General features: G+C 66.4%; 21 protein-coding genes and 4 tRNA genes. 6 read left to right on the top strand and 19 right to left on the bottom strand.

All coding sequences use genetic code 11. From position 1 onward, the window contains the following. The first annotated feature begins 102 nt into the window (after window positions 1-102). Both HMPREF3067_RS11475 and HMPREF3067_RS02565 read left to right on the top strand, forming a co-directional pair. Complete coding sequence (locus HMPREF3067_RS11475; RefSeq protein WP_246819211.1) at window positions 103-423, top strand: deoxyribodipyrimidine photo-lyase; 321 nt, start codon at window positions 103-105, stop codon at window positions 421-423. Continuing rightward, window positions 356-1,534: a cryptochrome/photolyase family protein gene (locus HMPREF3067_RS02565; RefSeq protein WP_246819210.1), complete on the top strand. Its 1,179-nt coding sequence runs from the start codon at window positions 356-358 to the stop codon at window positions 1,532-1,534. Before HMPREF3067_RS11475 ends, HMPREF3067_RS02565 begins: the two co-directional genes overlap by 68 nt. A gap of 7 nt (window positions 1,535-1,541) precedes the next feature. Here HMPREF3067_RS02565 and HMPREF3067_RS02560 read toward each other — a convergent pair whose 3' ends face one another. The 8 genes from HMPREF3067_RS02560 to HMPREF3067_RS02525 form a co-directional block, all read right to left on the bottom strand. Further along, a complete protein-coding gene (locus tag HMPREF3067_RS02560) occupies window positions 1,542-2,963 on the bottom strand; it encodes a phytoene desaturase family protein (RefSeq protein ID WP_070768169.1) in 1,422 nt (473 codons plus the stop codon). Between the two features lie 99 nt (window positions 2,964-3,062). Continuing rightward, the gene (gene rplA / locus HMPREF3067_RS02555; protein WP_070768168.1) at window positions 3,063-3,767 is read right to left on the bottom strand and encodes a 50S ribosomal protein L1; all 705 of its coding nucleotides are present in this window, start codon (window positions 3,765-3,767) and stop codon (window positions 3,063-3,065) included. An 80-nt stretch (window positions 3,768-3,847) separates the two neighbouring features. Continuing rightward, complete coding sequence (gene rplK / locus HMPREF3067_RS02550; RefSeq protein WP_070768167.1) at window positions 3,848-4,285, bottom strand: 50S ribosomal protein L11; 438 nt, start codon at window positions 4,283-4,285, stop codon at window positions 3,848-3,850. 226 nt (window positions 4,286-4,511) lie between these two features. Next, window positions 4,512-5,453, bottom strand: coding sequence for a transcription termination/antitermination protein NusG (nusG, locus tag HMPREF3067_RS02545; protein WP_070768166.1), 942 nt, complete (start codon window positions 5,451-5,453; stop codon window positions 4,512-4,514). Window positions 5,454-5,582: 129 nt separating this feature from the next. Then, entirely contained in the window at window positions 5,583-5,915 is a 333-nt protein-coding gene (gene secE / locus HMPREF3067_RS02540; protein ID WP_070768165.1) for a preprotein translocase subunit SecE, read from the bottom strand. Between the two features lie 31 nt (window positions 5,916-5,946). Then, a tRNA-Trp gene (locus tag HMPREF3067_RS02535) sits at window positions 5,947-6,022 on the bottom strand. Between the two features lie 124 nt (window positions 6,023-6,146). After that, a tRNA-Met gene (locus tag HMPREF3067_RS02530) sits at window positions 6,147-6,218 on the bottom strand. 53 nt (window positions 6,219-6,271) lie between these two features. Continuing rightward, window positions 6,272-6,344, bottom strand: a tRNA-Thr gene (locus HMPREF3067_RS02525). Window positions 6,345-6,863: 519 nt separating this feature from the next. Between HMPREF3067_RS02525 and HMPREF3067_RS02520 the strand changes: the two genes are divergently transcribed. Continuing rightward, window positions 6,864-8,870: a M3 family metallopeptidase gene (locus tag HMPREF3067_RS02520; RefSeq protein WP_070768236.1), complete on the top strand. Its 2,007-nt coding sequence runs from the start codon at window positions 6,864-6,866 to the stop codon at window positions 8,868-8,870. Window positions 8,871-8,942: 72 nt separating this feature from the next. On the opposite strand, the gene HMPREF3067_RS02515 is transcribed toward HMPREF3067_RS02520, so the two are convergent. Then, window positions 8,943-9,027: transfer RNA gene (locus HMPREF3067_RS02515), tRNA-Tyr, on the bottom strand. Window positions 9,028-9,125: 98 nt separating this feature from the next. Continuing rightward, on the bottom strand, window positions 9,126-10,142 hold the full coding sequence (locus tag HMPREF3067_RS02510) for a polyprenyl synthetase family protein (protein WP_070768164.1): 1,017 nt from the start codon (window positions 10,140-10,142) through the stop codon (window positions 9,126-9,128). A 115-nt stretch (window positions 10,143-10,257) separates the two neighbouring features. Between HMPREF3067_RS02510 and HMPREF3067_RS02505 the strand changes: the two genes are divergently transcribed. Continuing rightward, complete coding sequence (locus HMPREF3067_RS02505; RefSeq protein WP_070768163.1) at window positions 10,258-11,520, top strand: geranylgeranyl reductase family protein; 1,263 nt, start codon at window positions 10,258-10,260, stop codon at window positions 11,518-11,520. A 4-nt stretch (window positions 11,521-11,524) separates the two neighbouring features. On the opposite strand, the gene HMPREF3067_RS02500 is transcribed toward HMPREF3067_RS02505, so the two are convergent. The 8 genes from HMPREF3067_RS02500 to HMPREF3067_RS11195 all read right to left on the bottom strand — a co-directional run bounded on the left by HMPREF3067_RS02500 (window position 11,525) and on the right by HMPREF3067_RS11195 (window position 20,764). Further along, window positions 11,525-12,217 (bottom strand): demethylmenaquinone methyltransferase, encoded by a 693-nt coding sequence (locus HMPREF3067_RS02500; protein ID WP_070768162.1) that lies wholly within the window; start codon window positions 12,215-12,217, stop codon window positions 11,525-11,527. 11 nt (window positions 12,218-12,228) lie between these two features. After that, a complete protein-coding gene (locus tag HMPREF3067_RS02495) occupies window positions 12,229-13,428 on the bottom strand; it encodes a glycosyltransferase family 4 protein (RefSeq protein WP_070768161.1) in 1,200 nt (399 codons plus the stop codon). A 56-nt stretch (window positions 13,429-13,484) separates the two neighbouring features. Continuing rightward, the gene (locus HMPREF3067_RS02490; protein WP_070768160.1) at window positions 13,485-13,928 is read right to left on the bottom strand and encodes a DUF3592 domain-containing protein; all 444 of its coding nucleotides are present in this window, start codon (window positions 13,926-13,928) and stop codon (window positions 13,485-13,487) included. 13 nt (window positions 13,929-13,941) lie between these two features. Further along, entirely contained in the window at window positions 13,942-15,603 is a 1,662-nt protein-coding gene (menD, locus tag HMPREF3067_RS02485) for a 2-succinyl-5-enolpyruvyl-6-hydroxy-3-cyclohexene-1-carboxylic-acid synthase (RefSeq protein ID WP_070768159.1), read from the bottom strand. A 21-nt stretch (window positions 15,604-15,624) separates the two neighbouring features. Beyond that, the gene (locus tag HMPREF3067_RS02480) at window positions 15,625-16,260 is read right to left on the bottom strand and encodes a hypothetical protein (RefSeq protein ID WP_070768158.1); all 636 of its coding nucleotides are present in this window, start codon (window positions 16,258-16,260) and stop codon (window positions 15,625-15,627) included. A 63-nt stretch (window positions 16,261-16,323) separates the two neighbouring features. Continuing rightward, window positions 16,324-18,738, bottom strand: a complete 2,415-nt coding sequence (locus HMPREF3067_RS02475) for an excinuclease ABC subunit UvrA (protein ID WP_070768157.1) — start codon at window positions 18,736-18,738, stop codon at window positions 16,324-16,326. Window positions 18,739-18,795: 57 nt separating this feature from the next. Next, window positions 18,796-19,821, bottom strand: a complete 1,026-nt coding sequence (locus tag HMPREF3067_RS02470; protein ID WP_070768156.1) for an o-succinylbenzoate synthase — start codon at window positions 19,819-19,821, stop codon at window positions 18,796-18,798. A gap of 511 nt (window positions 19,822-20,332) precedes the next feature. After that, window positions 20,333-20,764: a hypothetical protein gene (locus HMPREF3067_RS11195; protein ID WP_141759306.1), complete on the bottom strand. Its 432-nt coding sequence runs from the start codon at window positions 20,762-20,764 to the stop codon at window positions 20,333-20,335. A gap of 241 nt (window positions 20,765-21,005) precedes the next feature. Here HMPREF3067_RS11195 and HMPREF3067_RS02465 point away from each other — a divergent pair, with 241 nt between their 5' ends. After that, the gene (locus HMPREF3067_RS02465) at window positions 21,006-21,974 is read left to right on the top strand and encodes a 1,4-dihydroxy-2-naphthoyl-CoA synthase (protein ID WP_070768155.1); all 969 of its coding nucleotides are present in this window, start codon (window positions 21,006-21,008) and stop codon (window positions 21,972-21,974) included. A gap of 31 nt (window positions 21,975-22,005) precedes the next feature. Here the strand turns inward: HMPREF3067_RS02465 and HMPREF3067_RS02460 are convergent, their stop codons facing one another. Beyond that, a complete protein-coding gene (locus tag HMPREF3067_RS02460; RefSeq protein WP_070768154.1) occupies window positions 22,006-23,043 on the bottom strand; it encodes an ABC transporter substrate-binding protein in 1,038 nt (345 codons plus the stop codon). A gap of 140 nt (window positions 23,044-23,183) precedes the next feature. On the opposite strand from HMPREF3067_RS02460, the gene HMPREF3067_RS02455 reads away from it, so the two are divergent. Then, the gene (locus tag HMPREF3067_RS02455; RefSeq protein ID WP_246819213.1) at window positions 23,184-24,140 is read left to right on the top strand and encodes a FecCD family ABC transporter permease; all 957 of its coding nucleotides are present in this window, start codon (window positions 23,184-23,186) and stop codon (window positions 24,138-24,140) included. Window positions 24,141-24,151: the final 11 nt, after the last annotated feature.

The raw sequence follows: 24,151 nt of genomic DNA, 5'->3' as shown, positions 1-24,151 counted from the left end.
TGAGCTCGGGAAACCTCCCGTTCAAACTTCGCTGTATACCCTAGCACCCGGCCTACAGATTTAAAAAATCGTCTGCGCGGGCGGCGTTGGTAGGCTTGGCCCATGACTAGCCTGATGTGGTTTCGCGACGATCTTCGCCTGCTCGATAACCAGGCGCTGGACTGGGCCAACGAGCGCGGCCCCGTGGTCGCGGTGGTCCTAGACGAGCCGGCTACCTACCCCGCCCGTCCGCTGGGCGCGGCGGCGGGTTGGTGGCGCGAGGTCTCCCTGGCGCGGCTGGCGCGTTCCCTGGATGCCCACGGCGTGCCGCTGCTGCGTGCGGCCGGCGATGCCCGCGAGCTCACCCCCCCGCCTCGTGGCCGACCTGGGCATCGACGCGGTGGCCTGGTCCCGCCGCTACCACAAGCCCTGGCGGGAGGTTGACGCCGCGGTCAAGTCCGAGCTCCAGGCCCGCGACGTTAAGGTCGCCTCGCACCCGGGCCACACCCTGGTGGAGCCGTGGGAGGTCACCAATCGCAACGGTAAGCCCTACCAGGTCTTCACCCCGTTCTCGAAGGCCGCCCGCGCCCAGGTCCGCGACGACGCGCCCCTCCCGGTCCCCCAGCTGCGCGGCGCCGGCGTGGACGACATCCCCAATCATGCCGGCGCCGTGGGCTTCGCCCGGCAGCCGATGAGCGAGCCGGCCGACCCGCACTGGGCGGGCGGGCTGCGGGAGACCTGGGTCCCGGGCGAGGACGGCGCCCGCGCGCGCCTGGAGTCTTTCCTGGAGGGCATCGCCGGCTACGAGTCGGGCCGCGATCAGCCGGCCGAGGAGGCGACCTCGCGGCTCTCGCCCCACCTACGCTTCGGGGAGGTATCCCCGCGCCAGGTCTGGGCCGCAGTCGGCGAGCTACTGGCCACCAACCAGGCCCCGGCCGGCGACGGGCAGAAGTTCCTCACCGAGCTGCTGTGGCGCGACTTCGCCTGGCACCGCCTCTACTACCTGCCGGAGCTGCACGCGGTGAATGTGCGCCGCCAGTTCGACTCCTTCGCCTGGGCCAGCGCCGAGGAGGAACCCGAGCTTATTGCTGCGTGGAAGGCCGGCACCACCGGCATCGGCCTAGTCGACGCCGGCATGCGGGAGCTGTGGCAGACCGGCTACATGCACAACCGGGTGCGGATGGTGGTCGGCTCCTTCCTCACCAAGAACTTAGGCCTCCACTGGCGCGCAGGCGAGGCTTGGTTCTGGGATACCTTGGTAGACGCGGACCCGGCCTCCAACCCCTTCGGCTGGCAGTGGATAGCCGGCTGCGGCGACGACGCCGCGCCCTATTTCCGGATCTTCAACCCGGTCACCCAGGCCGAGCGCTTCGACCCGCACGGCGAGTACGTCGGCCGCTGGGCCCCGGAAGACCTGACTCCCCTGGGGCCTGAGCCCATCGTGGATCTGCAGAAGTCGCGCAAGGCCGCGCTCGCGGCCTACTCCGACATCAAGGCCGGCGCAAACAAGGCTGCCGTGCCGGCGCGGCAGGCCGGCCTGCCGGACGATATCTAGTCCCTCGCTACCGCCCCAGGATCCGGCCGGCGCAGTTCCAGCCGCCCATGCCGTGGACCCCGCCGCCGGGTGGGGTGGCCGCCGAGCACATATAGACCCCGTCGGCCAGGCGGTAAGGGTGGGCAGTCAGGCGCGGGCGGGCGAGCATTTGCAGCCCGCTCATCGCGCCTGCGGCGATGTCCCCGCCCACCAGGTTCGCATCATAGGCGGCCAGCTGCGCGGGTGAGCTGACCCGGCGGGCCTCGACGAGGTCCCGGAAGCCGGGCGCGAAGCGCTCGATCTGGGCCTCGATGCGCTCGGTGACCTGGCCCGGGTAGGCCTCGTGGTAACCGTTGGGCACCTGCGCGTAGGCCCACAGCACGGGCCCGCGGGAGGGGTCTGCCACCGCCTGCTGGCAGACCATCACGAAAGGCCGCTGCGGCAGCTGCCCGGCGGCCACCTGGCGCGCGGCCAGCTCGATATCGTCCACCCCGCCGCACACGTGCACCGTGCCAGCACCACCCACGGCCGGGTCCGCCCACGGCACCGGGGCGTTCAAACGGTAGTCCACCTTGTGCACTCCGGGCCCGTAGCGCCACGCGCGCAGGCTGGCCGCCACCCGCCCCGGCAGGCGCAGCCCGGCGATACCCAACACGCCGCGTGGGGCAAGGTCCAGGACCACCGCGTCCCACTCGGCCCGACCGCCGGCGTCGACGAGCTGATCCATGCTCGTGATGGGCTGTCCACAAATCACTTGTCCGCCGCCCGCTCGCAGCCGCCCCAGCAGATGGTCGATGATGGCCTGGGTGCCGCCGCGCGCCACGGGCCAGCCGCCCGCCATGCCAAAGGCGTTGAAAAGGACGCCGAGGCTGGCCGTCAGGGGCTGAGACGGCGGGCACAGCGCGTGCGCGGCCGAGCCCAGCGTCAAAACTCGGGCAGGTTCTTCCCGGAAGAAGAACTGGCTCAGCGCCTGCGCCGGCCACGGCGCCCGCAGCCCGAAGCGGGTCAGGTCCACCGGGTGCGGGGGCCACCCCGCCATCGGCCGCAGAACGTTGTCCGCGTGGCGCTCGGGGTCCTCGACCATGGGCCGGTGGATGAGCTCCCAGCGCTGACAGTCGCGGCCCAGCCCCCGGGCGGTCTCTTTCAGCCCTGGCCGCAGCAGCGCGGCGGGCTTTCCCTCTAGTGGGTGGGCCAGCGGCAGCGGCGCGTGCGCCCAGTCGTTAAAACCGAGCTCGCGCAGCGCCGGGGAGACGAGCCCGAAAGGGTGCGCGGCCGCGCCGAAGTCCACGATGGTGCCGCGCCCGAGCGCCCCGGGCAGGGAGCGCGCCGCCCCGCCCGGGGTGGGCTGGGCCTCAAAGACGGTGACCGCCCAGCCGGCCCGGGCCAGCCGCGCTGCCGCCGTTAATCCGTTCGGCCCTGCCCCTACAACCGCCGCGCGCTTTTGTGTCATAGGACGAGGATAGAGCAAAACCCGCCCGCCTCCCAGAAACGGAAGGGGCGGACGGGTTTAGCACTTATCTACGTGACCGTGGGAAGGCTTAGCTAGGAATTACTCAGCGAAGTTCTTCTGCACGGACGGATCCACCGGGATGCCCGGACCGTTGGTGGTCGAGATGGTGATCTTCTTCATGTAGACGCCCTTGGAAGCGGACGGCTTCAGGCGGTTGAGCTCCTCGATGAGGGCGCCGTAGTTCTCGGCCAGCTTTTCCGCGTCGAAGGAAGCCTTGCCCAGGATGGCGTGCAGGTTGGAAGCCTTGTCCACGCGGAAGGAGATCTTGCCGCCCTTAACCTCGGAGATGGCCTTAGCCACGTCGTTGGTCACGGTGCCGGTCTTCGGGTTCGGCATCAGACCACGCGGGCCCAGCACGCGGGCCACGCGGCCGACCTTGGCCATCTGGTCCGGGGTGGCGATGGCTACGTCGAAGTCCAGGTTGCCGGCGTTGACGGCCTCGAGCAGCTGCTCGGTGCCGACGATGTCGGCGCCAGCCTGCTCAGCCTCCGTAGCCTTCTCGCCCTCGGCGAAGACGGCCACGCGGACGTCCTTGCCGGTGCCGTTCGGCAGGGAGACGGTGCCGCGGACCAGCTGGTCGGCCTTGCGCGGGTCAACGCCCAGGCGCAGGACAACGTCGACGGTGGCGTCGAAGTTCTTGGAGGAGGTCTCCTTGGCCAGCTTGGCGGCCTCTAGCGGACGGTATAGGCGGGAAAAGTCAACCTTTTCCGCGGCGGCCTTGTAAGCCTTGGATTTGGTGCTCATTATTAGCAGTCCTTTTCTTGAGTAAAGGGTGGTGTGGTCTTAGGCGGGCCGGAGCTGGCCCTACCACATGCAGTTGTTTCTTAGGCCGGCGCGCCGTCGACGGTGATGCCCATGGAGCGGGCGGTACCGGCGATGATGCGGGCGCCGTTCTCAATGTCGCGGGCGTTCAGATCCTCGAACTTGGTCTGAGCGATTTCCTTGCACTGATCCCAGGTGACAGAGCCAACCTTGTCGGTGTGCGGAACGCCCGAGCCCTTCTTGATGCCGGCGGCCTTCATCAGCAGCTTCGCTGCCGGCGGGGTCTTCAGCTTGAAGTCGAAGGAACGATCCTCGTAGACAGTGATTTCCACCGGCACGATGTTGCCGCGCTGGTTCTCGGTTGCGGCGTTATAAGCCTTGCAGAACTCCATGATGTTGACGCCGTGGGCACCCAGTGCCGGGCCAACCGGCGGGGCCGGGTTAGCGGCGCCAGCCTCGATCTGCAGCTTAATGAAGCCAGAAACCTTCTTCTTAGCCATCGAATTACCTCTTTCCTAGTTACCGGCACGCCCGCCACGATGAATAACGGGTGCCGTCCGGATGCTTTCCCTCTTTCGGGTTCGGCCACCGGGGATGAACGAATAACGGCGTATGCGGCACTTGGCCACACACGCCGGTCAATACTACGGGACGGGCCCTGTCAGACCCAAATCCCAGTTCGTCTCCGCACCGGCGTTTCGCACCGGCGGGAAACTGGGGTGAGTTTTAGTTGATGCGCTCGATAGCGGTCGGCGACAGCTCGACCGGGGTCTCGCGGCCAAAGATGGAGACCAGGCCCTGCATCTTGCCAGTCTCCTCGTCGATCTCGGAGATGGTCGCGGACACGGACGCCAGCGGGCCGGCCAGGATGGTCACGGCCTCGCCCACCTGGAAGTCGTGGGCGATCTTCTTCTTGGCTTCCTTCTCCGGCATGGCCACGACCTGCTCGCCCTCGGCGGCGTTGGCGGCGGCCTCGCCGGTCTTCGCGGCGGTGTCGTTCGGCATCAGGAACTTGGCAACCTCGCGCGGCTTGACCTCGGTGGCGTTGCCCTCGTTGCCCACGAAGGAGGTAACACCCGGGGTGTCGCGGACCACGGACCAGGCCGCGTCGTTGAGCTCCATGCGGACCAGGACGTAGCCCGGCAGCAGCTTGCGCTTGACGATCTTCTTCTTGCCGTCCTTGTTGGCCTCGAGCACCTGCTCGACCGGGACGATGACCTCGAAGATGGAGTCCTCCACGCCCAGGGTCTGGGCGCGCATGTCCAGATTGGTCTTCACCTTGTTCTCGTAGCCGGAGTAGCACTGAATGATGTACCACTTGCCGTCGCGCTTCTTCAGCTCGGAGGTGAAGGCGCGCAGGCGGCGGCGGTAGTCCGCCTCCGGGTCGACCTCTTCTTCACCCTCGGCGCCTTCCCCGGCCTGCCCCTCAGCCTGCGCGGCGTCGGCGGACTCGGCCTCACCGGCAGTCTCCTCGGCAGCGGCCGGGGCCTCGCCTTCGCCGGCCTCGGCGGCAGCGGTAACGTCCGCGTTGTTGGCGGCGTCCGCGTTCTCGGCAGCCTCGACGCCCTCGGCGTTCTCAGCGCTCTCGGCGGCGTCGGCAGCCTTGTCCTGGATGCTTTCCAACAGGGCCGACTCGACAGAGTTCTCGAGGTTGTTGTCTTCGCTCACTGGATTCTTCCTCACCTTGGGGTTTCGCGTGCCACCGATTATAGGCGGTGGGCTAATAAATTATCCCGCCCTCCCCATCATCGGGAAGCGGCGGGACTAAGCTTTCTAGCTTGCTGTTTACCTAGTGTACTAAGGAGTCAGTACCCACTCAACTCCGAGGCCGGTCAGCGTGTCGACACTCCAGACCAGAGCGGTCAGCACGATCAGGAAGCCGAAGGTCACCAGGGTGTACTGGACCATTTCCTTGCTAGTCGGCCAGACGACCTTCTTGACCTCGGTAACAACCTCGGGAAGGAAGGAAGCCACACCATTGCCCGGCTTTTGATCTTGCGGGCTGGCGGTAGCGACCTGGCCGCCATGCTTCTTGGCGTAGTCAGCAGAGGAGGTAGTGGAGGCGCCGGAGCGTTGACGCTTACCGGTGGGGCGCTGTGCGCCAGCATCTGGACGCTGATTATCGCTCACGACGTCTGAACTCCTCGCTAGAAAATAAGTTTGGCAGGGGCGACAGGACTCGAACCTGCAACCTACGGTTTTGGAGACCGTTGCGCTACCAATTGCGCCACGCCCCTAGGCGTACTGCGTTTAAAACAGCACGGACTACCCTACCAGAGTAGCGGGTTAATAAATAAACCGCCCTCATTTTCGGTGGAGATCGGTAATAAAAAAGCGCCCGAGGGCGCTTTTTGTTCCCGGTAGCGATGGCGAGAATTGAACTCGCGACACAGCGATTATGAGTCGCTTGCTCTACCACTGAGCTACACCGCCAAGTGACCGCTTCCTTAAAGGGCACTGTTGGATAATACCCCAGAAACGAACAGAGCCCCCTGACAGAATCGAACTGTCGACCTTTTCCTTACCATGGAAACGCTCTGCCGACTGAGCTAAGGGGGCACAGCCTCGTTAAAGACAAGCGGTAATTCTCACCGCCCCTCTCGCGTTGAAGCCTTGATAACAATAACCCGATTCCTAAAACTTTCACAAATCGGCAGCACAGACCACATTTTCAGCGCTTTGAAAGACGGCTGTTTTTGCCTTGGTCGCGTTCTTCTTCCGGCCACTGCTGACTGCGGCCCAAGGCACGCCCCGGAAATCCCCTGCACCGTCCAGCGCGCGCCGCGGCATGAAGTGGCACCCCGAATCCCGTGTAGCGCGGGTCACAGTTGTGCTAGCTTTGATGTATTTTAGCGCCCCTGCCCTAGTGGCAGGCGTAGCGTGGTGGCCTTGACGTTGCGGCTGCAGCGCCGGCCCTCGTCCCCGGCGCTGTGCCAGGCCCCAAGGCCGCTAGCCGCCCCGCCGCCTCAGAAAGGAAAGATTGTGTCCCACCAACCGTCCCGCCCAGCCGAATCTGACTCCGCGGCCCAGGCTCGAACCGCGGATGCCGCGAGGAACGCGGAGCTAGCCGCCAACCCGCTGCTTGTGCCCTCGAAGCTGGATTACCAGCTGCCGGACTTCGCCGCGATTTCTTTTGCGCACGTGCGCCCGGCCTTCGACGAGGCGCTGCGCCGCCACGACGCGGAAGTGGCCGCTATCGCCGCGTCGGAGCCCAGCTGGCAGAACACGGTGGAAGCGCTGGAGCGCTCCGGCCGCGACCTCGAGCGGGTGGTCAGCTACTTCGCGAACCTGCTGGGCACGGACTCCACGCCGGAGATGCAGGAGCTGGCCGGCGAAGTATTCCCGGAGCTTTCTGCCCACTTCGACACCGTCTACCAGAACGAGGATCTCTACGCCCGGCTTAAGGCGGTCACCGCGCCGGAGGATCCCGAGTCCCAGCGGCTGCTGGACTACCTCCTGCGGTCTTTCGCCCGCCGCGGCGCAGACCTGGACGCCGCCGGCAAGGAGGAGCTCACCCGCCTGAACCAGCGCCTGTCCGCGCTGTCGGAGGAATTCGGCCGCCACCTGCTGGACGACACCAAACGCCTGGCCGTAGGCTTCGACAGCGCCGAGGAGCTGCGCGGCCTGCCGGAAGAGCGCGTTGCCGCAGCCCGGGACTACGCCGCCCAGGCCGGCCGGACCGGCTTCATGCTACCGCTGGAACTGCCCACCCAGCAGGCAGAGCAGGCGCGCCTGGAGGACCCAGAGTCCCGGTTTAAGCTCTGGGAGGCCTCCCAGCAACGCGGCGCGGAATCCAACGGCGCGGTGCTGACCGAGATGGTGCGGCTACGCGCCCGGCGCGCGGAGCTTTTGGGCTATGCCACGCACGCGGACTACGTCATCGCGGAGGAGACCGCGGGTACCGCGGCCGCGGCCCGGCAGCTGCTGGCGGACTTGGCGCCGGCGGCCGCGGCCAACGCCGCCGCCGAGGGCAAGCTGTTGAGCGAGGAGGCCGGCTTCCACGCCGCGGACTTCGGCCCGGCGGACTGGCCCTACTGGCAGTCCCGGGTCCGCGAGCGCGACTACGCCCTCGACGAGGAGGGGCTGCGCAAGTACTTCCCGCTCGACCGAGTCTTACGCGACGGGGTCTTCCAGGCCGCGCACATGCTCTATGGGCTCACGGTCCACCCGCGCCCAGGCTTAGGCGGCTACGCCCCGGATGTGGACGTCTGGGAGGTCGTGGATGCCGATGGCACCGGCCTGGGCCTGCTGCTGACGGACTATTTCACCCGCCCCTCCAAGCGCGGCGGGGCCTGGATGAGCACGTTTGTGGAGCAGTCCCGCCTGCTGGGCACCCGCCCGGTGGTGGTCAACGTCTTGAACCTGTCTAAGCCGCCGGCGGGCCAGCCGGTGCTGCTGAGCCAGGACGAGCTGCACACCGTCTTCCACGAGTTCGGCCACGCCCTCCACGGCCTGCTCTCCGACGTGCGCTACCCGACCTTCTCCGGCACGAATGTGCCGCGGGACTGGGTGGAGTTCCCCAGCCAGATCAATGAGAACTGGGCGCTGGATCCCCGCCTGGTGAAGGCGTATGCCTTCCACGTGGACACCGGCGAGCCCATCCCCGACAAGACGCTGGAGGCGCTGGGGCGCGCCCGCGAGTTCGGTCAAGGCTTCGCCACGGTGGAATACCTCGCCGCAGCCGTCATCGACCTGGCCTGGCACAGCCTTCCAGCCGCCGAGGCTGAGAAGCTGGTCGCCACGCCGGAGGCCATCGCCGACTTCGAGCAGGAGACCCTGGCGGAGGTGGGCCTGGGCGAGACCGGGATCGCCCCGCGCTACCGCTCGACGTATTTCAACCATATCTTCGCCGGCGGCTACTCCGCGGGCTACTACTCCTACCTGTGGGCGGAGGCCCTCGACGCCGACGGCTTCGAACTCTTCCGCGACGCGGAGTCCCTGCGACAGGCCGGGCAGGCCTTCCGCGAGCGGATCCTGTCCGCGGGCGCCTCCCGCGATTTCACCGACGCCTTCCGCCAGTGGCGCGGGCACGACAAGGACATCCGCCCGCTGCTTGAACGGCGCGGGCTGGCCGGCTCCCAGTAGGTGGTGTGACTCGGCCCGAAACTGCGGGCATAAGGAAACTCCCCTTCACGAAAAGTGAAGGGGAGTTGTTGTTGGTGCCAGGTAGAAGATTCGAACTTCTGAAGGCAATGCCGGCGGATTTACAGTCCGCTCCCTTTGGCCGCTCGGGCAACCTGGCGTGCACCTTGGTGCGAGTAGTTACTCTACTACGAAACCCCCTGCCCGACACAAATCGGCAGGCAAGGGGCCATCTCGCTGGGGTCTTGCGGCTAAGGCTTAGCCCACGCGCTTGACGGTGTAGGTGGCCAGCTGCCGCAGCGCCGTGGTGGCGGAGTTGTCCGGCAGGCGGGCCAGTTCGGTATCCACCTGGTCCAGGTAGTAGCGCACGTCGTCCAAGGCTTTCTCCCGGCCGGCGGACTGGCGCAGCAGATCGATGGCGCGCTCGACCGTGGCGTCGTCCTTCAGCGGCCCGGTGAGCAGCTGCGCGAGCTGCTCACCCGCGGGACTGTCTTCCTCCAAGGCGTAGAGCACCGGCAGGGTGAACACGCCCTCGCGCAGGTCGGTACCCGGGGTCTTGCCGGATTCCTCCGGGTCGGAGAAAATGTCGATGATGTCGTCGACGATCTGGAAGATCATGCCGACGGCGCTGCCGATGCGCTTGAGCGCCTGCGCGTGCTCCGGGGCGGCGCCGGAGTGGTAGGCGCCCAGGTAGCCGGCGGAGGCGATGAGCACCGCGGTCTTTTCCTCGATGACGGCGCGGTAGTGCTCGATGGCGTTCGCCTCGCCCGCCCCGATGGTCTCACGCATCTGGCCGGTGACCAGGGTCTGGAAGGTCTCGGCGAAGTGCTCGACGGTGTGGGTATCCAGCTGGCCCATCAGGCGGGAGGCGTGCGCCAGCAGGGCGTCGCCGGCCAGGATGGCCACGGAGTTGCCCCAGCGGGAGTTGGCGGATTCCACGCCGCGGCGGCGCTCAGCCTCGTCCATGACGTCGTCGTGGTAGAGGGTGGCCACGTGCACCATCTCCACGGAGGTGGCGGCCTTGACCACCCGGGCGGAGCCGGGCTCGGGGCCGTATTCGCTGGCTAGCAAAGCCATGACGGGGCGGAAGCGCTTGCCGCCGGCTTCCGCGAGGTAGAGAGCCTTTTCGTGGACGAAATCCTCTCCCTGAGTAATCTCAGTGCGCAGCAATTCTTCGACGGCTGCCACGCCTGCCCCCACGCGCTGGTTCAGCTGGGGGTCTCCCAAGTCCACGGACTGCGCGGAGCCGTGGGACGATGTCGGGCCGTTGGTCATGGAGGCGATCCTTGGGGTCGATACTCTAATTTAACTCCCTCAACCGTAGTCCAATACTCATTTTTAGACATACTCGAGGGGTCGGCGGGCAAGCGCGCATGCGACAATAGGGGGCATGTCGGCACAGACTCAGCATATCCCCGCATCTTCCCCACTTACTTGCGACGTGGCGGTCATCGGCGCCGGGCCGGCCGGTTCGGCCGCCGCCATCCACGCCGCCCGCGCCGGCTACGAGGTGCTGCTTGTCGATGCCGCCTCCTTCCCCCGCGACAAGACCTGCGGCGACGGGCTCACCCCGCGGGCCATGCACCAGCTGGACCAGCTGGGCATCACAGTCAACCCGGGCTACCGCAACCTTGGCCTGAAGCTGCACGGCTATGGCGGGTACGTCACCGCCCCCTGGCCAAGCACGTACCCGTGCGCGGAGGGCTCGGCCCTGCCGCGCCACGACTTCGACAACTTGGTCTTCGAGACCGCCGTCGCCGCCGGCGCCACTCCCCTGCTCGGCGCGCCGGCCACCAATCCGCAGCTGGCCGGCAACCGCGTGGAGTCTTTCCAGGTGGGCGAGCAGACGGTGCTCCCGCGCTGGGTCATCGTGGCCGACGGGGTGCGCTCCACCTTCGGCAAGCAGCTGGGCCGGACCTGGCACCGCGGGGAGGTCTACGGGATCGCCGCGCGCTCCTACTGCGACAGCCCGTTTGCGGACGAGCCCTGGATGCACTCCCACGTGGAGCTCAAGAACAACGACGGCACCGTCCAGCCCGGCTACGGCTGGATCTTCCCGCTGGGGGCCGAATCCGGCCAGGTCAACCTGGGCTGCGGGGCGCTGTCGACGGACAAGCGCCCGGCCAAGATCAACACCAAGAAGCTGCTGGAGCACTACGCCGAGCAGCAGCGCGCCGACTGGCAGCTGGGCCCCACCCAGGCGGTGACCTCGGCCCTGCTGCCCATGGGCGGGGCGGTCTCCCACGTGGCGGGCGACAACTGGATGCTCATCGGGGACGCGGCCGCCTGCGTGAACCCGCTCAACGGCGAGGGCATCGACTACGGGCTGGAGACCGCCCGGAGCGCGGTGGAGATGCTGGGCCCGAAGGACTTCACCCTGGCCTGGCCGGACCGCCTGCGCGCGGATTACGGCGAGGCCTTCGTTCTGGCGCGCACCGCCGCCCGCCTTCTGACCTACCCGCAGTTCCTGCCCGTGGTCGGCCCGGTGGGCCTGCGCGGGCCGGTGGGCCGGGCCCTCATGCCGGCGGCCGCACGCCTGATGGGCAACCTGGTCACCGAGCAGGACCGCGATCTCATCGCCCGCGCCTGGCGGCTAGCCGGCCACACCATTTCCAGCGCCCGGCGCGGCTCCCCGCTCTGGGACGCGGCTTAAAGAGTTATTCCTCCGGCTTGGTGGCCGAGTGCAGCGCCACGATGCCGAGCGTGAGGTTCTGCCAGCCGGCGTTAGACCAGCCGTTGGCGTTGATGGCCTGGGCCAGCTCCTCCTGGTCCGGCCAGGCGCGGATGGATTCTGCCAGGTAGATATAGGCCTCCGGGTTGGAGGAGACCACGCGGGCGATAGGCGGCAGCAGGCGGGTCAGGTATTCCTTGTAAACCGTGCCGAAGACCGGCACCACGGGCTTAGAGAACTCCGCGACCGCCAGGCGCCCGCCGGGCTTGGTCACGCGCGCCATCTCCCGCAGGCCCAGCTCGAAGTCGTGGATGTTGCGCAGGCCGTAGGAGATGGTCACCGCGTCGAAGGTGTTGTCCGCGAACGGCAGCTGCATGCCGTCGCCGGCCACCTTGGGCACGTTGCGGTCGCGGCCGGCGGCCAGCATGCCGCGGGAAAAGTCGCACGCCACGCACCAGGCGCCGGACTTGGACAGCTCCACGGTGGAGACCGCGGTGCCGGCGGCTAGGTCGAGGACCTTCTCGCCCGGCTGCAGGTTGAGGCGCTCGCGGGTGCGCTTGCGCCAACCGGCATCCTGCCCGAAGGACAGGACCGTGTTGGTCAGATCGTATTTCTCCCCGACCGCGTCAAACATGTGCGCGACGTCGAAGGGGTGCTTGTCCAGATTTGCCTTAGCCACGGCTGTCTAGTCTAGGCCACTCGGGCGCCGAGGGCGCGCGCGGCCCAACGCGGCAGCTCCGGGCGCTGCCCCAGGATGGTCAGCGGCACCCGGCGGGTCTCCTCCAGCACCTCGGCGTAGTAGCCCATGAGCTGGTCGCACAGCCCCTCCCAGGTCTTGGTGCGGATGGACTCCCGGGCATTGGCGCATATCTCGGCGTGGATCTCCGGGTTGAGCAGGGCCTCGGCCGCGCGCGGCAGGTTCTCGATGAAGGTGTCCACGTCCAGCAGGAGGCCGTTGTAGCCCTCGTCGATGAGGTCGACTGGGCCGCCCGCGCGCGGGCCGATGGTCGGCACGCCGGAAGCCTGGGCCTCCTGGATGGACTGGCAGAAGGTCTCGAACTCGCCGGCGTGGACGAACAGGTCGAGACTCGCGTAGGCGCGAGCCAGCTCCTCGCCGTTGAGGGCGCCGGTGAAGACCGCGGTGGGCAGCTGGGCCTCCAGCAGGGGGCGTTCCGGGCCATCGCCCACGATGACCAGCTGTATATCGTCCCGGTCGTTGAGCGCGCTGAGCCGGTGCACGCCCTTTTCGGCGGCCAGGCGGCCCACGAAGCCGACGATGTTCTTCTTGCCGCTGGCGTCCCAGCTGCGCCGCAGTGTCTCATCCCGCTTGGAGGGGTGGAACAGTTCCGCGTCCACGCCGCGGCCCCAGCGGCGGACGTTGCGCACGTTGTGCTTTTCCAGGTCCTCGATGGTGGGTGTGGACGGCGCCAGGGTCATCTGGCAGGAGTTGTGGATGATCCGTAGCCACTCCCACACGCCGTGCGCCAGGGCGGAGGCGTGGTACTTGGTGGCAAAGCCGGCCACGTCCGTCTGGTAAAGCGCCACGGCCGGGATGCGCAGCTGCCGGGCGGAGAAAGCCCCGGCCGCGCCCAGGACGAAGGGGCTGGCCAGGTGGATGATGTCCGGCTGGAACTCACGCAGGCTGCCGAGCACCTCTGTGGTCGGCACGCCAACGGGCAGGGAGTCCACCAGCGGCACCCGCACGGTGGGCACGCGGCGGATGCGGAAACCCAGGTAGTCTGCGATTTCTTCCTGGCCGTCCCGCGCGCCCGGCGCGACCACTAGGGCCTCGTGCCCGTTGGCGTGCAGGTGCTCGAGCACGCGCAGGACCGAGTTGGTCACGCCGTTGACGTTCGGGAGGAAAGATTCCGCAACAATGGCTACTCGCATACGCTCATCCTTGTTCATCAAACTCAACCGCTGGTGGCCCCGGCGCGAACTTGAGGTTAATTTTTATTAACACCCCGAGTTGCCCGGTTTAACAACCACCACAATACGGCAGCCGCCGCCGTGGACACGGCCCACACGGACAGCGCCGGGATGACTGAGAGGGTCCACTCGCGGCCCTCCACCTTGACCAGCTCCGGGTCGGCGGTGGAATAGGACACCCACACGCGCTGCCCCTCGCCCAGCCCGGAGGGGTAGAGCAGCCCGGTCTCCGGGGAGTGGTAGAGCCCGGACTCATCCTGGAAGTCGACGGTGGTGCGCAGCCAGTCGATGTCCGTGACGGTCGCCAGGGCCCGCCCCGGGTTCTGGTTGATCTCCCGGTCGTTGAGCCAGGGACCTACCACCAGCGCGATCGCGGCGACGATCATCACGGCGTAGGCGCCTAGGATGAGCTGGCGGCCGCGCCGGCGCAGGATGGCGGGACGGTGGCGTCTCTGCTGCATGGGGTGGGTCTACCTATTCGCCGGCGTGGGAACGGATGGCCGCGTTCAGGCCGCGGCGGGTTTCCCGGGTCGTGCGGGCCTCGACCACGGTCACGCCGGCGGAGTATTCCTTCAGCTCCGCCAGCACGTCGAGGAGCTCCTGCGGGGTCTCGGCGCGGCGGTAGTCGGCGCCGTAACCGTGGACTAGGGACTCGATGTCCGCCTCGTGCGGGGTGCCGAAGGCCTGCTCGAAGGAGCCACGCAGCCCCTCCTGGCCGACCTCCAGGGTCTCGAAGATGCCGCCGCCGTCGTCGTTGGCCACCACGATGGTGAGGTTTTCCGGGCGCGGGTTATCCGGCCCGATGAGCAGCGAGGAGGCGTCGTGGAGGAAGGTCACGTCCCCCAGAAGCGCCACGGTGCGCGGGGCCCGCGGCAGGTCGGCGTGCAGGGACTGGCCAGCCAGCGCGATGCCGACGGCCTGGGCCACGGTGCCGTCAATGCCGGCGACCCCGCGCTGGGAATAGGTCTCCACCCCGTCGAAGGGCAGTCCCACCAGGGAGGCGTCCCGCACCGGGTTGGAAGCGCCCACCACGAAGTAGTCGCCCACCGCCAGGGTATCGGCGACGGCGGCCGCCGCGTGCAGGCCGGTGAAGCCGTAGTCCTCGTTCTCCAGCGCGGAGCGCACCGCCTCGGCGCCGACCTCGGCCGCGCCCTGGCAGATGCGGTACCACTCGCGACTGACCTCGCCGGTGACCTTCACGCGGGTGCCGCGGCGGGCGCGCTCCCCGCGCGGGTTGGTGAAGTCCGCGGTGCGCGAGAGGGTCACCAGGTCGATGTCCGGATCATTGATTAGCGCCAGCACCGCGCGGTGCAGGGTCGGGTGGCCGACCACGATGACCTGCTCGACCTTCGTGTTGACTACGTAGTCGTTCGCGCTGACCTGGGCACGGCGGAAGATGTGCGCCGCAGCCGGGTGCACGGGGTGGTACGGCGCTGGGGCGCTGGGCTCGGCGATGGTGGGCACGTCTTCCAGGCCCTCCACGGCCCAGGCCTCGTCGCCGGCGATGACCAGGGTGTTGCGGCTCAAGTCGATCTCCACCTCGCCGTGGTTGACCCAGCCCGCGCTCGATGCCCGCGGCGCGCTCGCCGGGACAGCGCCCGGCTCCGGCAGCTGCTCGCCCACCAGCGGGTTGTCCAGCGCGACGTTGATGTGGACCTGCCGGTCGCGGGCGAAGCGCTCGCCGATGTTGGCGGCGTCTTCGACCGTGGTGACCTGGGTGGTCTCGGAGTAGCGGCCGAAAATCCCCTGCTGCTCGATGGTCTGGGAAGCACCCGTGCCGACCAGGCGCGCCGGTCGGTCGGCCGAAATCACGGCCAGCGGCAGGTGCGCGTAGGAGGCTTCGATCATCGCCGGCAGCGTGTGCGCCACCGCGGTGCCGGACGTCATCACGACCCCGACCGCGCGACGCTGGACGCGCGCCATGCCCAGCGCCAGGAAGGCCGCAGCGCGCTCGTCCAGGCGGGTGTGGACGCGGATGCCCGGCTGGGCGATGAGAGCCAGAGACAGCGGCGCGTTGCGGGAGCCCGGGCAGATGACCACGTCGGTGAGATGTTTAGCTAGTTCGCTTGCGACTGCCCGCGCCACCTCGGTGGCGTCGGTCGCGCGGGCGGGGGAATTGTCTTGCGTGCCAGTCATAGTGGCTAAGTCTAGCTGCCTCTACTGGTTTTCCAGTGCTCCGCCTTCGCCGAAGAGATCCTGCAGCCAGCCCTCGACATCCATGTCTTCGGTGTTCTCCGGCAACAGGTCATCCGGCACCTCCGACGGGATCAGATCCCGGCCGCGGTCCCGGAGGCTGTCACCCTCGCCGGAGCTATCCGTGGTGGTCTCAGTTTCGGTGACGGTGGTCGGTTCCTGCGTGGTGTGAGTGACTGTCTCGGTCACCGGCTCCGGCGCGGGCTTGTCCGCCTCACTGGCGGCGTTGCGCCACAGGAAGAACAACGCGCCGGCGGCCACCAGCGCCAGGACGGCCAGCGCACCCAGGACCCCGGCCAGGCCCGAGCCGGACTTCTTCTCCCGCGGCGGCTCATAGTCGCTGACCGGCTGCTGGTCATTGCCCTGGTAGTTATCGTGGTAGCCACCCTGGTAGTAGCCAGGCTGCCCCACGTAGGTTTCTTGGCCCGGCTGCTGGTAGCCGGCCTGGTACTGCTGCGTCTGGGGCTGGTTCGGGTCGTATTCGCCCGGGAAGTACTGACGCGGGCGCTCCTGGCCGCCCTGCGGCTGCTGGTTGCCGCTGTTAGGGACGCGGCCGATATAGCGCGTCTCGTCGTCGGAATTATCGTAACGATTAGGCATAACTCCCATTAGTACCGGATCGGGGCGCGCCGAGTACAGCCCCGCCCCGGCAGGCGGGAGCCGTTACACGGCCGCGCGCAGGGCCTTGCTCGTGGGGGTATCCAGCTGCGCCAGCTCCGCCGGAGCGGCGTCCGCCACGATCTGCCCGCCCTGGCTGCCCGCGCCCGGGCCCATCTCCACGACACGGTCGGCCTGGGCGATAAAAGACAGGTCGTGCTCCACCACTACGACGCTGTTGCCGGCGTCCACGAGGCGGTTGAGCTCGGCGCCCAGCAACGCGGCGTCCTGCGGGTGCAGGCCCGTGGTGGGCTCGTCCAGCAGGTACATGGTGTGGCCGCGGCGCGAGTTGCGGGAGCGCTGCAGCTCGGTGGCCAGCTTGATGCGCTGGGCCTCGCCGCCGGACAGCTCCGGCGCGCCCTGCCCCAGCTGCAGGTAGCCCAGCCCGACGGCCTGGAGGGTCTCGATGGCACGCGCCACCTTGGCCTCAGCCTTATCATCAGCGTCGAAGACCTCGCTGGCCTGGTCCACGGTCAGGGCCAGGATGTCGGCAATGGTGTACCCGCGCCAGGTCGCCTCCAGGGTCTTAGCGTTGTAGCGGGCCCCGCCGCAGTCCGGGCAGGTGGTGTAGGCGCCGGGGAGGAAGACCAGCTCAACTTCGATCTTGCCCGCGCCCTGGCAGGTCGGGCACTGGCCTTGCTTGGTGTTGTAGGAAAAGCGGCTGACCGTCCACTTGCGTCCGCGGGCGTAGTCGGTGCCGGCAAACAGCTTGCGGACCGCGTCGAAGAGGCCGGTGTAGGTGGCTAGGGTGGAGCGCGGCGTGCGGCCGATGGGCTTCTGGGTAATCTGCACCACGCGCTTGAGTTGGTCGAGCCCGTCAACGGAGTCGATGGACCATCCGCCGGCTTCTTCGGTGTCCGTCACCGCGGTGAGTTCCTCGCGCAGCTTGCCGGCCAGAACGGTGCTGACCAGCGTGGACTTGCCCGAACCCGACACCCCGGCGACCACGGTGAACTGTCCCAGGCCGATGTTCAAGGTGAGGTCGTCCATGTTGCGGGCCTGGACGCCGCGCAGCTCCAGCTGGCCGGTGGCCTCGCGCGGGGCGTTCTTCGGCTCGCGCTTCCGGTGGCGCAGCGCCCGCGCGGTCGGCGAGTCGGCCTGGTCCATGAATTCGTCCACGGGGCCGGAGAAGACAATCTCCCCGCCGCCGCTGCCGGCCTGCGGCCCGACATCGACTATCCAGTCGGCCTGGGCCACCAGGTTCATGTCGTGCTCGACCAGCAGGACGCTGTTTCCCTCGGCGAGGAAGCGCTGGCACATCTGCGCCACCGCGGCGCGCTCCTGCGGGTGCAGGCCCGCCGAGGGCTCGTCGAGCACGTAGGCCACGCCGAAGAGCCCGGCGCGTAGCTGCCCGGCCAGGCGCAGGCGCTGCAGCTCACCGGCCGACAGCGTGGCGGTGGGCCTATCCAGGCTGAGGTGGCCCAGCCCCAGTTCCACCGCGGAGGCCAGCGTCGGCACCAGCTGCTTGAGCAGCAGGTCCTCGGCCGAGTTTTCTTCCGGAGCACGCTCGCTCAGCTCGGCGTGCAGCTGATCGAGCGGCAACGCGTTGGTGGCATCGATGGGCCGGCCCGCGTAGGTGACCTCGAGTGCCCGCGGGTTCAGCCGGCGGCCGTGGCAGGTGGGGCAGCTGCGCGATTCCATGAAGGACAGGGTGCGCCGGCGCAGAGTGTCCGACTCGGTCTCGGCCAGGGTCTTGTTCAGGTACCCGGCCACAGAGCGCCACGTGCCCTGGTAGTTGCGCTGGATTTGGTCGGCCCCGCGGTGTGGCTTGACCGTTACGACGGGCCGCTCGTCGGTGAAGAGGATCCACTGCCGGTCCTGTTCCGGCAGGTCCTGCCAGGGGCTGTCCAGGTCGAAGCCCAGTTCCTCCAGGATGTCGTGGAAGTTCTTGCCGGCCCACGCCCCCGGCCAAGCGGCGATGGCGCCGTCCTCGATGCTCAAGGTGGGATCCGGGACCATGGAGGCCTCCGTCGGGACGTGTTCGATGCCCTGGCCCTGGCAGGTCGGGCACATGCCCTCCGGGGTGTTCGGGGAAAAGGAATCGGAGTAGAGCCCCTCCGGGTTGTTACCGGCACGGGAGTACAACAGTCGCAGCGTATTCGCCATCGCGGAGACCGTCCCGACGGTGGAGCGCGCCCCGCCGCCGGAGGTCGATTGCTGCAGCGCCACCGTAGGCGGCAGGCCAGTGATGGACTCGACCTGCGGGTCCACGGCCGAGCCGATCAGCCGCCGGGCGAACGGCGCCACGGACTCCAAGTACCGCCGCTGACCCTCACCGTGGATGGTGCCAAACGCCAGCGACGACTTACCCGAACCGGAGACCCCCGTGACCGCAACCAACCTGCCGCGTGGCACGTCCACGTTGACGTGGCGCAGGTTGTGCAGGTGGGCGTCTCGGACCGAAATCATTCCTTCCGTCATGTAATCCAGCCTACGTCCAGAAAGCTAACAGCAGCGCGGCCCACCACAAGTCCCCTATTAGTCTTCCTGGGCAGGCACGAACTCCCAGGCCTGGCGCAGGCGCTCGAACCACCAGTCGCGGCGGTCCGCCGGGGCGGCCAAGGCGGCCAGGCGGTCCGGCTCCGGGACGGCGGCGTCTACCTTGAGGTGCCCGTCGACGATTTCCCGGGGCGCGGTGACGTCCTCGAGGAACAACGAGCCGGTCGCCAGACCCGCTGCGGCCGGGGCGACGTCAATGTCCTCGTCATCAGCAATCTTGGGCAGCGCCGCCACGGCCGCCAGGCCCATGCTGATGCCTACGGAGGTATCGAGCGCGGAGGCCACCGTGATGTCCATGTGCCTAGCGCGCAGCTCGCTGGCGATGCTCAGCACCCGGCGCACGCCACCCAGCGGCGCCGGCTTCACGACGGCCACGTCCGCGGCCTTCAGCTCGGCCACGCGGAACGGGTCCTCGACCTTGCGGATGGACTCATCCGCGGCCACGCGCACGAAGATACCGCGGCGCATGAGCTGGGTGCGCACCTCGGCTAGTTCCTCCGCGGTCTGGCACGGCTGCTCCATGTAATCCAGCGGCATGAGGCGCTGCGCGGCCTCCACCGCCTGGTCCACGGTCCAGCCGCAGTTGGCATCCACGCGCAGCACCGGCGTGGCCCCCGTGGCCGCCACGTGCTCGCGCACGGCCGCCACGCGCGCGATGTCATCATCCAGGGTCTGCCCCTTTTCCGCCACCTTAATCTTGAAGGTGGTGCAGCCCGGGTAGCGCTGCATGATCTCCGGAACCTGCTCCGCCGGCACCGCCGGGATCGTGCCGTTAACCTCAACCGTCTCCCGCAACGGCACCGGAAAGCCCTGGTAGGCAGACTCCAAACCGGCTTGCAACCAGTGCGCGGATTCTTCCGGCCCGTATTCCAGGAAGGGAGCGAATTCACCCCAGCCCTTCGGCCCGTCAATGAGCAGAGCCTCCCGGCGGGTCACCCCACGGAACTTCACCGCCATGGGCAGCTGGACCACGTGAGCGCGGTCTAAAACATCATCAAGATTCATGTCCCCAGCCTACTGGGCAGTTACCGGAACTGAGACTCGGGGAAGCAACATGGCATTTACTTCTCAAATTGCCGCCATCGGATGCCCCAAGACTCAGAAACAGCCGGAAAATTTAGGCAACACCCAAGTCAGGAGCCGTCTCGCTGGGTCCTCTGTACGAAAAACCTAATTAGCCTCATCAGGAACAACATAAGGAAAACCACTCCGCTAAATGCGGCCGCAGTAAACATTGCTTGTGCCTGTTCGAGGAGCCGAGTTGCTTCCTCTAATCCGGTTCCGGGGTGCAGATAAATGGAAGCATTATTCGTCGCATTAAATCCGATGGAAAATGCTACACAGGCAACCAGTAGCGCTCCTAGCTCAATAATCCGAGAGATAAACTTCATGCAACTAACCTATGTTATGGCATTGCTCACCACGGAACTTGCCTGCCACAAACAAACGGGCACACTGCTGACATCCCGCCTTCACATGAACGTTTCTGGGACCACTATCGGACACAGCGCCGAAACTACAGCCCGCGTGATTCTGCCCACTTGAAGGTACGGTGGATCTGCGCACCGCTACGATTCTGATAATCGACACGCCAGTTACAAATGGTTGAAGGGACTCGATACTGTGCTCCCTCCGACTCGATATAGTTGCCGGAACCAATAATCCTGTGCTGCAGCTCTCCAGTAGTCACTTTAAACGGCACGCCGTTGAAAGTGAATCCAAACCCGTTGATGGGCTCATACCCAGAAGCACTCCGATCTTGAGTTTCCCCAGACGGACTATCGTCCACCTCCGGAATATAATCGTACGCAGCTGGGTCGGTACTCTGAGCTTGTCCCCCATCGATAACTTGATGCAGCCTCTCGCGCTCAACCGAGGAAGCATCTGCCACTTCCTCAGCACCAGCCACCCCTGCGGGCATCACCGCAACCATGACTGTTAAAACCATATTTCCTATAACTTTCTTTGATATACCCCACACACTACTTCCTCCCCTGCGATTCGCAACCGCTTTAGCTTCCCCTTAAATTTGCGTTCTCATTTACCCAGCAAGGCTGTGTTCATCACACCTAGAGAATCTGGAGCTTCCTCGACCTACCTGAAGGAAAATTTTTCACTTTCCCCGAAGCGGGCTAAGACCGCGGGGCCACACCCGTTCCACCTCACCGGGATTGACTACAGTCGAGACCATGACTGAGCAAAGGAAATACAGCACGGACAACCCGTTCAAGCCGGAGCTGTGGGCGCCGGTTGCCGGCTTCGAAGACTTGACGGATGTGACCTACCACCGGCTGCACGGGGATAGCCGGGCGGATGGGATTGTGCGCGTGGCGATTGACCGGCCGGAGGTGCGCAACGCTTTCCGGCCGCACACGGTGGATGAGCTGTACCGGGTGCTGGACCACGCGCGGCGCACACCTGATGTGGGCACGGTACTGCTGACTGGTAACGGCCCCAGCCAGAAGGACGGCGGCTGGGCGTTTTGTTCCGGCGGTGACCAGCGCATTCGTGGTCGCTCCGGGTACCGCTACGCCACGGAGCACGCGCACGATGACGCCACGGCGGATGAGTCCACGGTGGATACCGCGCGCGAGAAGGTCGAGGGCGGACGCCTGCATATCCTGGAGGTCCAGCGCCTGATTCGGACCATGCCGAAGGTGGTTATCGCCGTGGTCAACGGCTGGGCCGCCGGCGGCGGGCACTCGCTGCATGTGGTCTGCGATATGACGGTGGCCAGCCGCCAAGAGGCGCGCTTCAAGCAGACTGACGCGGACGTCGGATCCTTCGACGCCGGTTTTGGTTCCGCCTACTTGGCCAAGATGGTTGGCCAGAAGTACGCGCGCGAAATTTTCTTCCTGGGCCGGACCTACGACGCCCAGCGGATGTACGAGATGGGCGCGGTCAACGAGGTCGCCGATCACGGCGAGCTCGAGGACGCGGCGATCCAGATGGGCCGCGAAATCAATATGAAGTCCCCCACCGCGCAGCGTATGTTGAAATTCGCGTTTAACCTGACCGATGACGGCCTGATGGGCCAGCAGGTCTTCGCCGGGGAGGCAACCCGCTTGGCATATATGACCGATGAGGCGGTCGAGGGCAAGGAAGCCTTCCTCGAAAAGCGCGAGCCCAACTGGGACAACTTCCCTTATTACTACTAGACCAATTGCACCTGGTTAATGTCTAAGCCAGCTAGTCGACGTCCAAGTAGTCGACTAGTTCATTGGCGATTTTCTCGGCCCCGGTGGGCCCCAGCCCTAAGAACCAGAGATCATCACTGACGCGGAAGGCTCTTCCGGCCTTGACAGCTGGCAGGTTCTTGAATTGCTCGGAATTCACGATGGTGGCTTCACCCGTGGCGGACGGATCGCCGTAACTGGAGTAGAAGATGTATTCGCCGTCAGCCTCAGAAATGGTTTCCGGCGATATCTCCGTAGCTAGCTCGTCGACGTCTTGGTTTTCCGGCCGAGCCAAGCCGGCATCGTGCAGGATCACGCCGATCAGCGACTTGTTGGCGTAGAGGCGGATTTTGTCCGGCATGAATCGCAGCATCGATACGGTGGTGTCCGCGGGCATCTTTTTCTTAACCTCGGCCAAGGTGTCCGCGTAGTCGTTGAGAATGCTCACGGCCTTTTCCTCCTCGCCCAGTGCATCACCTACGAGACGAAAATCCTCCTTCCAGGGAAAACCTGGGCGAATGGACAACACGGTCGGTGCGATATCCGATAGCTGGCCGTACAAGTCGTCGACGCGCAGTTGCGAACCGAGAATGAGATCGGGTTTCAGCTCCGCCACCTTTTCAACGTTGACTTCCTGGATGGTTCCCACCGAGGGCACGCCCTCCACGTGGTCGGCTAGGTAGTCCGGGACCGGGTGTTGCCCCTTAGAAGTCACCATCCCCACCGGTTTAATACCCAGGGAAACTACGGAGTCGAGCTCCCCCATGTCTAGCACGACTACGCGCTGCGGTTTGTCCTTTATTTCCGTCTCACCGCTGGCGTGCTTGATGGTGCGCGGGAACTGGCCCGGTTCAGCATCGGTTCCCAACTTCGCGGTTTCCTCGTCCGCGGTTTCAAAGCGCTCACCGCTGTAGGCAACCTCCTTGTTTCCCTGACCATCTTTGAACTCACTGTTCTCAGCGGCGCTGCACCCAGTCAGCGTTAGCGCGAGTACGACGACAGTCGCCGCACCTGATAGGGAGAGTTTTTTATTCAAAAAATGCTTTACCATGTTGGCTAGCCTATACTAACTTGCGCTACTATTGCAGCAATATGACTCACAACAGCTCAATGGTGCCTGCTCAGAGCGCGCCGAACGCCCTAGTCCGTCGCGTTCCTTCCCGGCCGCTGACCGTTTTTATCGCTTCTGCAGTGCTAATACTCGCGTGTCTGGTAACCCTCAGCCTGTTCGTGGGCGCTCAATTCTTCCACCCCGCGGAGGTAGTTGCTGGACTGCTAGGAGAGTCAAGCGGCAGCACAGCCAGAGAAATTCTCCTCGCACGGCGCATCCCCCGCACCATCGCCGCTCTCCTAGCCGGCGCGGGCCTCGCGATGGCCGGCTGTGTCCTGCAGATCATCACGCGCAACCCGTTGGCCGATACAGGGGTCTTCGGAATGAATGCCGGCGCCGCCTTCGCCGCCGCGCTAGCACTCAGCGCGCTGGGGCTTTCTTCTCCGCCCGCCTTTACCGCCGCTGCTCTCGTCGGCGCAGGCGGGACGATGATGCTGGTCACGCGCCTCGGCCGCGACGCCTCCGGCCCTATCGACCCCCTACGGATCGTCCTCGCCGGAGTGGCCGTATCCGCCGTGTTCGAGGGCCTTTCCGAGGGGATGTCACTACTGGACCCACAGACATTCGCCCGCATCAAATCCTGGATGGTCGGAAGCCTGGACGTGGCTGCCGCCACCCCGCTCTACCTCATGGCCACCGGCCTTTCCGTCGCCTTAGTAGCTCTGGCATTCCTCGCCCCCCGCTTGGCCATCCTGCCGCTGGGCGAGTCTACTGCAAAGGCGCTAGGCGTCCACGTCGCGCGCACCCGGGCGCTAGCTCTTTTGGTGGTATCCCTGCTTGCGGCAACCGTCACCGCAGCTGTCGGCGTCCTAGCATTCGTTGGCCTGGTAGTCCCCCACCTAGTACGCCAAGCCGGCATCACCAACGAACGTGACCAGATTTGGGTAAGTGGACTCACCGGCCCCATCCTGTTGCTCGCCGCGGATATCTTAGGAAGGCTTCTCCTGCCCGGTGAGCTACCCGCCGGCGTGACCGTGGCCATCATCGGCGCACCGTTTTTGATTTTTCTAGCCCAACGCAAGCAGGTGACTTTATGAGCACGCCAGAG

This window comes from Corynebacterium sp. HMSC04H06, from assembly GCF_001815935.1.
GTDB lineage: Bacteria > Actinomycetota > Actinomycetes > Mycobacteriales > Mycobacteriaceae > Corynebacterium.
This window is presented reverse-complemented; position numbering and strand designations above follow the sequence as displayed.

Excerpts from the sequence above, each read along its gene's own strand:
- HMPREF3067_RS02510 (WP_070768164.1), bottom strand. The coding sequence starts at position 10,142 with ATGACCAACGGCCCGACATCGTCCCACGGCTCCGCGCAGTCCGTGGAC.
- HMPREF3067_RS02505 (WP_070768163.1), top strand. The coding sequence starts at position 10,258 with ATGTCGGCACAGACTCAGCATATCCCCGCATCTTCCCCACTTACTTGC.
- HMPREF3067_RS02495 (WP_070768161.1), bottom strand. The coding sequence starts at position 13,428 with ATGCGAGTAGCCATTGTTGCGGAATCTTTCCTCCCGAACGTCAACGGC.
- rplK (WP_070768167.1), bottom strand. The coding sequence starts at position 4,285 with ATGGCTAAGAAGAAGGTTTCTGGCTTCATTAAGCTGCAGATCGAGGCT.
- HMPREF3067_RS11475 (WP_246819211.1), top strand. The coding sequence starts at position 103 with ATGACTAGCCTGATGTGGTTTCGCGACGATCTTCGCCTGCTCGATAAC.
- HMPREF3067_RS02470 (WP_070768156.1), bottom strand. The coding sequence starts at position 19,821 with ATGAATCTTGATGATGTTTTAGACCGCGCTCACGTGGTCCAGCTGCCC.
- HMPREF3067_RS02465 (WP_070768155.1), top strand. The coding sequence starts at position 21,006 with ATGACTGAGCAAAGGAAATACAGCACGGACAACCCGTTCAAGCCGGAG.
- HMPREF3067_RS02475 (WP_070768157.1), bottom strand. The coding sequence starts at position 18,738 with ATGACGGAAGGAATGATTTCGGTCCGAGACGCCCACCTGCACAACCTG.
- HMPREF3067_RS02560 (WP_070768169.1), bottom strand. The coding sequence starts at position 2,963 with ATGACACAAAAGCGCGCGGCGGTTGTAGGGGCAGGGCCGAACGGATTA.
- HMPREF3067_RS02460 (WP_070768154.1), bottom strand. The coding sequence starts at position 23,043 with ATGGTAAAGCATTTTTTGAATAAAAAACTCTCCCTATCAGGTGCGGCG.
- HMPREF3067_RS02490 (WP_070768160.1), bottom strand. The coding sequence starts at position 13,928 with ATGCAGCAGAGACGCCACCGTCCCGCCATCCTGCGCCGGCGCGGCCGC.
- HMPREF3067_RS02480 (WP_070768158.1), bottom strand. The coding sequence starts at position 16,260 with ATGCCTAATCGTTACGATAATTCCGACGACGAGACGCGCTATATCGGC.
- HMPREF3067_RS11195 (WP_141759306.1), bottom strand. The coding sequence starts at position 20,764 with ATGGTTTTAACAGTCATGGTTGCGGTGATGCCCGCAGGGGTGGCTGGT.
- rplA (WP_070768168.1), bottom strand. The coding sequence starts at position 3,767 with ATGAGCACCAAATCCAAGGCTTACAAGGCCGCCGCGGAAAAGGTTGAC.
- menD (WP_070768159.1), bottom strand. The coding sequence starts at position 15,603 with ATGACTGGCACGCAAGACAATTCCCCCGCCCGCGCGACCGACGCCACC.